The organism is Microcystis sp. Msp_OC_L_20101000_S702 (assembly GCF_007095705.1).
GTDB lineage: Bacteria > Cyanobacteriota > Cyanobacteriia > Cyanobacteriales > Microcystaceae > Microcystis > Microcystis ichthyoblabe_A.
In genome coordinates this window covers 1-9,134 of record NZ_SFBO01000038.1, presented here as the reverse complement: position 1 = coordinate 9,134, position 9,134 = coordinate 1, and the positions used below count along the sequence as shown (strand labels likewise).

The 9,134-nt window shown below is 48.8% G+C and carries 11 protein-coding genes; 3 read left to right on the top strand and 8 right to left on the bottom strand.

The window, feature by feature from the left end:
* Positions 1-633 precede the first annotated feature (633 nt).
* The 4 genes from EWV60_RS04530 to EWV60_RS04515 form a co-directional block, all read right to left on the bottom strand.
* Positions 634-2,049 carry a cation:proton antiporter gene (locus tag EWV60_RS04530; RefSeq protein ID WP_271935772.1) on the bottom strand — a complete coding sequence of 472 codons (1,416 nt, stop codon included), beginning with the start codon at positions 2,047-2,049 and terminating at the stop codon, positions 634-636.
* 126 nt (positions 2,050-2,175) lie between these two features.
* Positions 2,176-2,514, bottom strand: a complete 339-nt coding sequence (locus EWV60_RS04525) for a P-II family nitrogen regulator (RefSeq protein ID WP_002736019.1) — start codon at positions 2,512-2,514, stop codon at positions 2,176-2,178.
* A gap of 84 nt (positions 2,515-2,598) precedes the next feature.
* Entirely contained in the window at positions 2,599-3,720 is a 1,122-nt protein-coding gene (locus EWV60_RS04520) for a sodium-dependent bicarbonate transport family permease (protein ID WP_287231253.1), read from the bottom strand.
* Between the two features lie 94 nt (positions 3,721-3,814).
* On the bottom strand, positions 3,815-4,105 hold the full coding sequence (locus EWV60_RS04515) for a hypothetical protein (RefSeq protein ID WP_036396345.1): 291 nt from the start codon (positions 4,103-4,105) through the stop codon (positions 3,815-3,817).
* A gap of 231 nt (positions 4,106-4,336) precedes the next feature.
* Between EWV60_RS04515 and EWV60_RS04510 the strand changes: the two genes are divergently transcribed.
* Positions 4,337-5,269, top strand: coding sequence for a LysR family transcriptional regulator (locus EWV60_RS04510; RefSeq protein ID WP_002751599.1), 933 nt, complete (start codon positions 4,337-4,339; stop codon positions 5,267-5,269).
* 117 nt (positions 5,270-5,386) lie between these two features.
* Here the strand turns inward: EWV60_RS04510 and EWV60_RS04505 are convergent, their stop codons facing one another.
* The 4 genes from EWV60_RS04505 to EWV60_RS04490 form a co-directional block, all read right to left on the bottom strand.
* Positions 5,387-6,004, bottom strand: coding sequence for a CP12 domain-containing protein (locus tag EWV60_RS04505; RefSeq protein ID WP_002751597.1), 618 nt, complete (start codon positions 6,002-6,004; stop codon positions 5,387-5,389).
* Between the two features lie 51 nt (positions 6,005-6,055).
* Positions 6,056-6,382 (bottom strand): hypothetical protein, encoded by a 327-nt coding sequence (locus EWV60_RS04500; RefSeq protein ID WP_002751596.1) that lies wholly within the window; start codon positions 6,380-6,382, stop codon positions 6,056-6,058.
* Between the two features lie 80 nt (positions 6,383-6,462).
* On the bottom strand, positions 6,463-6,786 hold the full coding sequence (gene trxA / locus EWV60_RS04495) for a thioredoxin (protein ID WP_002778933.1): 324 nt from the start codon (positions 6,784-6,786) through the stop codon (positions 6,463-6,465).
* An 89-nt stretch (positions 6,787-6,875) separates the two neighbouring features.
* Positions 6,876-7,013: a hypothetical protein gene (locus EWV60_RS04490; RefSeq protein ID WP_287231245.1), complete on the bottom strand. Its 138-nt coding sequence runs from the start codon at positions 7,011-7,013 to the stop codon at positions 6,876-6,878.
* Between the two features lie 47 nt (positions 7,014-7,060).
* Here EWV60_RS04490 and EWV60_RS04485 point away from each other — a divergent pair, with 47 nt between their 5' ends.
* A complete protein-coding gene (locus EWV60_RS04485) occupies positions 7,061-7,501 on the top strand; it encodes a recombinase family protein (protein WP_353734376.1) in 441 nt (146 codons plus the stop codon).
* Positions 7,502-7,739: 238 nt separating this feature from the next.
* The gene (locus tag EWV60_RS04480) at positions 7,740-8,912 is read left to right on the top strand and encodes a CBS domain-containing protein (protein ID WP_287231239.1); all 1,173 of its coding nucleotides are present in this window, start codon (positions 7,740-7,742) and stop codon (positions 8,910-8,912) included.
* The last annotated feature ends 222 nt before the right edge of the window (positions 8,913-9,134 follow it).

Here is a 9,134-nt window from a genome sequence, read left to right as displayed (position 1 = left end):
ACTGACCGACCAACATTACGCTGGATATTTCAGAACTTTCAAGGGATTCATCTCCGACCTATTCAAGACAATCAAAAGATTAGTAACTTAACGGATGAGAGGCGCAACATTTTGAGATTTTTTCCCAAACCTTGCCAGGAATATTATCTCTTATCTTGACCAGATGGATTGACTTCAAGGGGTGACAAAACAAAGCGAGTAACTGGAACATCTCCCCCTAGATGTTAAGTCTGATTGCCCAGTAATTCTCAATAAGCACTGTTTATTGAGAATTACTGGGAGAACCCTGGAATTTTCGGCTTAGTTGCCGGCAGCTTGCCGCCAACTAACTCCTCTAGATAAGTATTTTGGCTTACGCCCCTTCCTCTTTTGAGACGTTGTGACACTTAGGGTGCGGAATGTGGGTTTCAAAAAGAGAATCCAGGATATCTGTTCCGCGTAATCCAACTCCGTCGCGCACCCCGCCTCTTTTCGGAGAATATCATCGATATTCTTAAATGTCTGCTCGAACATAGGAAAAAGATTAGATACTCTCAAATCTTACCTCGATCGCTCCCTTATCCTGAGCATAGATTTGTAAAAAGGCTGAAAATGCTTCAGCCTCGTCTAAAAAATCAGATTTTACCCGCAAAATTAAGGAATAGGATTAGCTGGCTCCTTGCTTTCCAGGGTTTCGGCAACAGTTTCCGTCTTACCAAAAGCGACTCTGAGGAAGGGAGGAGCGAGGAAAGTGGTCAGGATTACCATAATAATAATCGACACTTCCAAAGGCTTATCCAAAATTCCGCTGGCCGAACCAATCCCAGCAAAAACTAAACCCACCTCACCCCGGGGAATCATACCCACACCGATGGCGAGGCGATTGATTCCAGATATGCCAAAAACTGCCCAGCCTGTCACCAGTTTACCGATAATCGCCACAACCATCAAAAAGACAGCGATCAAAAGTCCAGCCCGATTCTCCGGTACCGTTGGGTTTAAAACACCGAGATCGGCACGCGCTCCCACCGTCACAAAGAAAATCGGTACAAGCAAATCGGCGATCGGTTTAATTAACTCATCCAACTCGTTGCGGGTATCAGTTTCATCAAGCACCAAACCCGCAGCAAAGGCCCCTAAAATCGCTTCAAGATGAATAGCATTGCCTAAAAATGCCATAAAGAAAGCGAAGACAAATGCGGGAATAACAATATTTCCCCGAGTTTTCAGCCGCTCCACGATCGCCACAAAACTTTTGTTAAAAATACCTCCCAACAAAATTGATCCGATCAAAAAGGCCGTAGCGCTGACAATCAGATAAATAACATTGGTCACATCAATCTCACCGGTTTTGGCTAAACTAGCGACCACAGCCAGAACAATAATACCAAGGACATCATCGATCACCGCTGCACCGACAATAATTTGCCCTTCTTTGGATTTGAGTTGACCTAACTCGGACAACACCTTCGAGGTAATACCGATACTGGTTGCTGTCAAGGCAGCCCCTGCAAAAATCGCCGGGATAGCCGCCACATGAAAGACGAGCATTAACCCGGCCGTACCTGCCGCAAAAGGTGCCGCAACCCCCACACAGGCCACAACCGTGGCTTGAATTCCCACTTCCTTGAGTTGTCGCAGGTCGGATTCTAGGCCAATTTCAAACAGCAGAATAATCACACCGATTTCAGCTAGAACCGAAATCACTTCACTTTGGGACTCAAAGATCCGGTCCACGGCAGCCGGGGCCAATTGATTCAATCCTTGCAGTACCGTCATAATCAGCGAGTCAGAGGCCGATAGCCCCCCTTCGGGAAAGATGAGCAGATGCAAGGCCGAAACGCCGACGATCACACCAGCGACCAGTTCTCCCAGTACGGGCGGAAAATCCAATCGTCGGGCGGCCTCTGCGCCGAGCTTGCTGGCCAGATAAATCACCACCAGTGTCAGCAATACGCCAGAGAGAATAATCGGTGAATCCTCGGCCACAACGGTGGCAAGCAAGGGGAGCGGAGTCATGGGGGCTGCTATCTCCCCGATCGAAGGAGGCAGAATAGGGGACAAAATCATCAGTTTAAAGGGATGAGGGTTAAAGATTTCAGGTGGTCATAAAACTGGGGGATAGGAAAAAGGGCCACCGCTCAAGGACAGTCAGGCTGGGGATGCGGTGGCCCGGATCAAGACAAGCTTAGTTGTCTAGATTTCACAGCCCTCTGGTCCACAGAAACTCTGTCCGTACAGAACCTCCGCATCACAGAGATAGATCATGCCCGCAAAATTGAGGAAAAACTGATCGGCAACCTGCTTGGCAATATTTTGGGCCATAATTCGATCGGGGGTAAGTATCTCGAACTTAACATTACTGTCGGTTTCGGAAACGTGGGGTTGTCCCGAAGAGCGCACGTTGCGACTGCCTTTACCGCCAGTATCCATCACCGTGTAACCACTCGCCCCGCATTCTTCGATGATCTTGGCGACTTTTTTCAGCAAAATCTTTTCTGTGACGATGACGAGCTTTTTGGCTGGTTTAGCCATGTTGATTATCTCCTTAAGTATGTACATTTATTTGCTTGGTCTGTCCGATCGAGGGATCACCGACCTACCACAATCCTTCTGGGATTAGCCGCCGCTTAGGGCCTGGGCGAGGCCAAGGAAGAAGGGTATGCACAAGCCAATCGCTACGGGCGTACCGATGGCCGTGGACGCGCCTATATAGGCAGAGGGATTAGCCGAGGGGATACCAGCCCGCAACGTGGGCGGCCCGGAGATGTCGGAACTAGAGGAAGCGATGACGGCCAGAACCACGACACCGCCCCAGCTGAACCCGGTGGCGTAGTGGGCAACCATGCCGAGACCGAAGGCGATTAGACCATGCACAAAGGGTGCTAGGACGCTATAGACGACATACCACTGGGCCACCTTACGCAGTTCACCAACCCTTGACCAAGCCTCCATCCCCATGACCAGCATCAAGATCGAAAGCAAGCCACGAAAGAGGGGATCGTAGAAGCTTTTATAGACACTTTCCGGCTGGGTGAATATGCCCAAAGCCAGACCTAATAACATGGCCGATAGGGCCGGTCCGCGAAGGCTTTCTTCAATGATCGGCCAGATCTTGACCCGATTATCCGCCGGCTGCTGCAGGCTGAGATATTCCTGCCGACTGCTGGGATAATCCTGCTGATCGGAATAATCCCCGGCCGCCACCGGCTGCTTGCTAAAAGACTCGTGGTCGTGGGCTGCTTCTTTCTGCTTCTTCTTGTTAAGATAAATGTTAGCCACCACGATCGCCGTTACCAGTGCCGGGATATCCATGAAAGGATAGAGTGCGCCGGCCCAGGCCTCGTAGGGGATCTTTTGTTCTTCCAGTACCGTCAGACCGGCGGCCATAGTCGAGCCACTCACGGCTCCAAATAATCCCCCAGTAGCGATCGCATCCACCACTTTCACCTTGGGCAGATTGGCCAAGGTATAGCGGGCGACGAAGACCACAATAATCCCTACTATCACGGCAAAGATCATTGGTAATACCATTTCCGTCAGGTTGGAATTGCGGATGGCAATCCCGCCGGTCAGACCGATTTTGGTTAGCAGCATGAAGACAATGATCGTACAAATCGACTCTGGAATGACCAATTCACTACCGAGAGCGGCAATGATCATGCCACCAATCAAAAAGGCCAGCGTTGGCGACTGCAACTGCTGGATAAAGTCCATGACAAACAATGAGAAAAAATCCACGAATACCTCCTTAAGCCTCCCCTGATGAGGAGTATTGAATATAAACGGACTAAATGAACCTTCAAAAGCTGAAAGAGAGTAAGAGTAAGGCTCTTTACCCCTTAAGCAAACCTGTTGCGGGCAGAACTTTGGACAGTGTCAAGTCCGCAGGTAAGCCTAATTCGGGATTTTTGGCGGTTGAACTGGCCCCGATCGCCGTCCCAGAAGCTACCCCGAAGGCGAGAGCTAGAGGGTGATAAACGATGGCAGCTGTTAGACCACCGAAGATACCACCCCGCAAATTGTCAAAATGAATACGATTGGTTATTTCCATGAGAATCCAACTGAGCAAAGGATTTTTTGCCACAACAAAGCCGGCGGTTGACAGACCAGCCTTGATAGACAAAACTTTATGGTTTTTAAAGATCGATTGTTATAAATCTATACTAGAACGGATATCTTGACAAGCAAATTTTTGTAAATTGAGTTTAAATCGATATATCTTTACAAAAGTATTGATTTAAACCTATGATATAAGCGGGGTGGGGAGGTTTTCACTCGTTCCCCTCCATTCCTGCTTCTGTTTAGCAAAGCTCCTCAAGGCAGTAACAGAAGTGTAGCTCTCTAGAGGCCTCTCTTGATTCACGCCACTTTACATCAACTGATTGTCTTTGAAGCGACCGCTCGTCATGGCAGTTTCACCAGGGCTGCTGAAGAACTATCGATCACCCAACCCACCGTTTCCACCCAGATGAAACAACTGACTAAATCAGTGGGTTTACCCTTATTTGAACAGATAGGCAAACGTTTGTATTTAACCGAGGCCGGACGCAGTTTATTAGTAACCTGTCAAGCAGTCCTCAAGGATCTTGATAACTTTGAGATGGCGATCGCTGATATCAAGGGCATTAAACAGGGTAAACTGCGATTAGCGGCGGTATCCACAGCCCAATATTTAATCCCTCAGATCCTAGGTCCTTTTTGTCAACAGTACGAAGGGGTAGATGTGTCCCTAGAATTGACCAATCACCAAGACCTAGAAGCAAGGATGATCAATAATGTTGATGACCTATATATTTTAAGCGAACCCCCCCAAGAGCTAAACCTCGATATTCAACCGTTTCTGGAAAATCCCCTCGTGGTTATTGCTCGCAAAGATCACCCCCTAGCGGGACAGAAAAAAATTCCAATTAAACGACTGCAAGGGGAACCTTTTATTATGCGGGAAATGGGATCGGGAATTAGACGGGCAGTACAGCAAATTTTCCTCGACCATGGCATCACTGTATCTCTGCGTTTGGAAATCGGCAATAATGAAGCCATTAAACAAGCGATCGCCGGTGGTTTAGGAATCTCGGTTCTGTCTCAGCACGTCTTAAATTTAGATCCTCCCAATGGGGAATTTACCATCCTTGACGTGGAAGACTTTCCCATCCAACGCCATTGGTATGTGGTTTATCCCAAGGATAAAAAACTATCCGTGATCGCCAAGACTTTTCTTGATTATCTCCTCTCAGGGGAATTAGGGGTGTATGTACCCACAGACCCCCGATCAAGTCGAATTCGGTAAGCGCAAGCGATCGATCTATATCGCATCCGAAAAGGTGGAGATCAAGAACTCGATCGCCTGGGGAAACCGATCGGCGAGATCCTCAAGGCGATCGATTCTCCCAAAACCCGCCAGGATTTAATCCTCATAAATGCGGCACTCTAAGGCATCAGGATTGGCTTCGCAGTAGGACTGAAGTGAGTTAGTCCCCTGTTTTTTGACCCGTTGATGGGAGGCTTCGGCTTGGAGTTCCTCAACCACATCCCAGGCTGCGGCGCAATCGGGAGAGATTTCACCCTTGGCCGCACAAATTGCCCGCGCGTCTTCCCGGGCTGCTTCAATTTCATCTTCAATGAACAACCGCTTGGGCTTTTCAACAAAATCGCTCTTGAAGAGAATATCACTGACAGAAATAATACCCAGCAAAGTTTTACCCTGAATCACCGGGGCGCGGCGAATGCGGGTTTGAGCAAATAACCGGGCTACATATTCCACCCCCAGTTCGGGATTGACGACCACACAGGGCTTGGCCATAATTTCATAGACCCGCATAGTTTTAGGATCGTGGCCAAAGGCCGCCACTTTGTAAACGATGTCGGTTTCGGTGACAATTCCATAAGGATCCTGTTCATGGCGCGGTTCGACAATCAAACCCCGCAGTTTTTTTTCTTTCATCAATTTCACGGCATCGGCAACCGTTGCCGAACCACGAATGGTGACAACGTTTTGGGTCATAATTTCTTGAGCTTGCAGCATATATGGTTTGGTTTGGTTAAATGAAAGAACTGGTATAAATGCAAAAGTTGACTAGGGTTGTCCCGATAGCAATTTCCTAGACTCTTGTGGGCTGAGTGCCACTTTGAACACAGATGACAAAGACCAATGGGCGATCGCTGGTTGGGGCTGGGGCGGCATGGCCGCAGCTGTGTTCCCCTGAATGCCCGGAGCATAGGCCTCCAGCACAGCACCGTTTTGCCAACACATGGCGATGAAATAATCACACACTGGGCATTCCGTCTGAGCAACTTGCCGGGCCGGACACTTATATCCTGCGGGCAGGCGATCGCTCAAGAGCCGTTGAGCTACGCTGCCACAGTTGGGACACCGGATTTCTATAAGCTTGTTCATCGCCATACCTCAAAATTGAATAGTGGTGTGAGAAGGAAAGGGTCAACTTCGGACGTTTGCCCAGAGTGTTTGTTCACGGTGGAAGACTATAATTGTCGTTCTACGGCTGCCGTAAATTCTTCATAGGGTTTAACCCCAACTAATGTTTCTATCAATTTCCCCTGTTTAAATACCATGACAGCAGGAATACTTTTAATTCCAAAGCGTTTGGCCACGGGTTTGTTACTGTCTAGGTCAAGTTTGAAGACTTTAGCGCGATCGCGATAGTCATCGGCCAATCGATCGATCAACGGCGCCACCAGTTTGCAAGGTCCACACCAGGTTGCCGTGCAATCTACCACCAACAGTGATTCACTCTTTAAGAGGGAATCAAATTCAGTTTCATCTTGAATAAATGTAGCCGTACCCATGTTTATATCTCCAGATTGATGCTGTGTAACTTAGTACAAATTCTCTGCTCGCTGCGTTTTACAAGATAAATTCAGCTTTGAACCGCTCCTCATCTAAAAATGCTTGGCCTTTGACCCTTTAACTTTGTCCGCCTCCCGGGGGTATCGTCCATAGTTTGGTTGTCCCAGACATCGATGGTGACATCTAGTCCCTGCTCATGCAGGGGTTTTAATTTGTAAGTCGTCATCGGCTGCTCCCAATCAAAACAAATTTGCGACGTTAAGTTGCGATAATATGGTTTTGCAAGTTGTTGCATTTAGATACCCTATGACAGCGACCCCTTCCAACGATTTATCTGCCTGGGAGCGGCTAGAACAAGGCAGACAGGCAAAAGCAAGCAACGGTGGTTATGCGGGCTACGGCTCCCCTGCCTTTGGACAACAATCGATCGATGGGGAATTAGTGGATGATCCGGAAGAGTGCCGGGTCATTGAACTGATTCGCCGTCATCACAAATCAGGGAAATCCTTGCAGAAGATCGCCGATTGGCTTAATGAACAGGGCTACACCACCAAACGCGGTCAACCATGGCAGCGTATTTCCGTAAAGCGAGTGCTGGATCGACTTTATGGAAAGGTGTCCAGAATTTCCGGAGTAACCCTTCAGGCCGACCAGAACCCGGAAGTACTCACCCCAGCGTCTGGTGATGCAGACCCTAAAACCATTAGAGGCTGAATGACCCCTAAATAAAAAGTTTCAGGCTTTAACCTGTTACATCCCTCTATGATACACCGAAGTGGGTCTAAAATCTTTACGAGTTTAATAAAAATTGTAACAAAACGTTACATCTTTTAGGAAAAAGTTAAATGACGCTACACTTTGAGATAGTTTTAGAACGGGTTTTAGCAACTCTGAGAGTCTGGGTTCTTTGCCCAGTGGCTGTTCTGTCTATCTTGGCCTTTGTGATTGCAGGATGGTGCTGATGTCCCTCGATACACCTCTGAGTTGGGCCCCCGATCTGGAAAAGGCGATCAATCGCCACCCCTTGACGGTGCCGCCAACCACTTCCCTGGCAGATGCGATCGCTATGATCGGTCAGGCCCATAGTCGTCTGTGTTTGCTCACCGATGACCTATCCCCTCTAGCTGCTCCGGCCGGAGAGGTGCGTGTTAGCTGTCTGCTGGTGGTGCAAGGGCAAGAGTTATTAGGAATTTTGACGGAACGGGATGTGGTGCGACTCACCGCCCAAGGAATTAACCTGACCGAGACAACCGTTGCTGATGTGATGGTACATCCCCTGATCACGTTGCCCCAGCAATCTGCTCAAGACATTTTTGCTGCCCTGTTTTTGTTTCGGCGCTACCGCATTCGCCATTTGCCGATTGTCGATGACCAAGGACACTTAATCGGGGTGATCTCCCATGAAAGTATTCGCCAGATTTTGCGTCCGGCCAATCTGTTGCGGTTTCGTCGCGTATCGGATGTGATGACCACTCAAGTGGTACAGGCCCCACTCACCGCCACAGTCTTGCAATTGGCCCAGTTAATGGCGGAACATCGTGTCAGTTGTGTGGTGATCACCCAGAGAAATTCCGAAGACAATGACTACCCCGTTGGTATTGTGACAGAGCGAGATCTTGTCCAGTTTCAAGCAGTTCAAATCGATCTGCACAAAACTAGGGCCCAGACGGTGATGAGTACGCCCTTATTTCTCCTCAGTCCCGAGGATTCCCTGTGGACGGCCCATCAGGAAATGCAAAAACGGCGGGTGGGGCGTTTGGTGGTTTCTTGGAACTGGGGTCGGGGGTTGGGTATTGTCACACAAACCAGTCTGTTAAGGGTTTTTGACCCGATGGAAATGTATGGGGTGATTGAAAATTTACAACAAACCATTCAACAGCTAGAGTCCGAGCGATCGCCCTCCCTTCCTTCTCCACCGGCGGACTTATTACCCCAACGGACCCGCACCCCATCAGAAAAAGAGAGCGCTGGCGATCGCGAATTATTACTAGCCTTGCTGGACAATGCCTACAAAGACGTAAAGTATATGTTGGCTAACTTAGATATTGTCGTCGAGCAGCGGCGATCTTTGCTTCAATCTGTTCTAGATAAGCTTGAGTACCTCGGTCGTGAAATTAGCTCTTAGATAACCGGTTTGCTTCTATTCATACTAAATCTGGTTAAGTAGCTGGTTATAATTAAATTAAAAATAGATTTTAGGTTCGATCCCCCCTAGCCCCCCTTGATAAGGGGGGAAGCCGAAGGCGGGGGGATCCCCCTTGATAAGGGGGGAAGCCGAAGGCGGGGGGATCCCCCTTGATAAGGGGGGAAGCCGAAGGCGGGGGGATCCCCCTTGATAAGGGGGGTG

What these genes read in the sequence shown, in the direction of transcription:
- EWV60_RS04530 (WP_271935772.1), bottom strand. Translation starts at nt 2,049, where the DNA reads ATGATTTTGTCCCCTATTCTGCCTCCTTCGATCGGGGAGATAGCAGCC.
- EWV60_RS04525 (WP_002736019.1), bottom strand. Translation starts at nt 2,514, where the DNA reads ATGGCTAAACCAGCCAAAAAGCTCGTCATCGTCACAGAAAAGATTTTG.
- EWV60_RS04505 (WP_002751597.1), bottom strand. Translation starts at nt 6,004, where the DNA reads ATGCTGCAAGCTCAAGAAATTATGACCCAAAACGTTGTCACCATTCGT.
- EWV60_RS04500 (WP_002751596.1), bottom strand. Translation starts at nt 6,382, where the DNA reads ATGGCGATGAACAAGCTTATAGAAATCCGGTGTCCCAACTGTGGCAGC.
- trxA (WP_002778933.1), bottom strand. Translation starts at nt 6,786, where the DNA reads ATGGGTACGGCTACATTTATTCAAGATGAAACTGAATTTGATTCCCTC.
- EWV60_RS04490 (WP_287231245.1), bottom strand. Translation starts at nt 7,013, where the DNA reads ATGACGACTTACAAATTAAAACCCCTGCATGAGCAGGGACTAGATGTC.
- EWV60_RS04485 (WP_353734376.1), top strand. Translation starts at nt 7,061, where the DNA reads ATGGTTTTGCAAGTTGTTGCATTTAGATACCCTATGACAGCGACCCCT.
- EWV60_RS04480 (WP_287231239.1), top strand. Translation starts at nt 7,740, where the DNA reads ATGGTGCTGATGTCCCTCGATACACCTCTGAGTTGGGCCCCCGATCTG.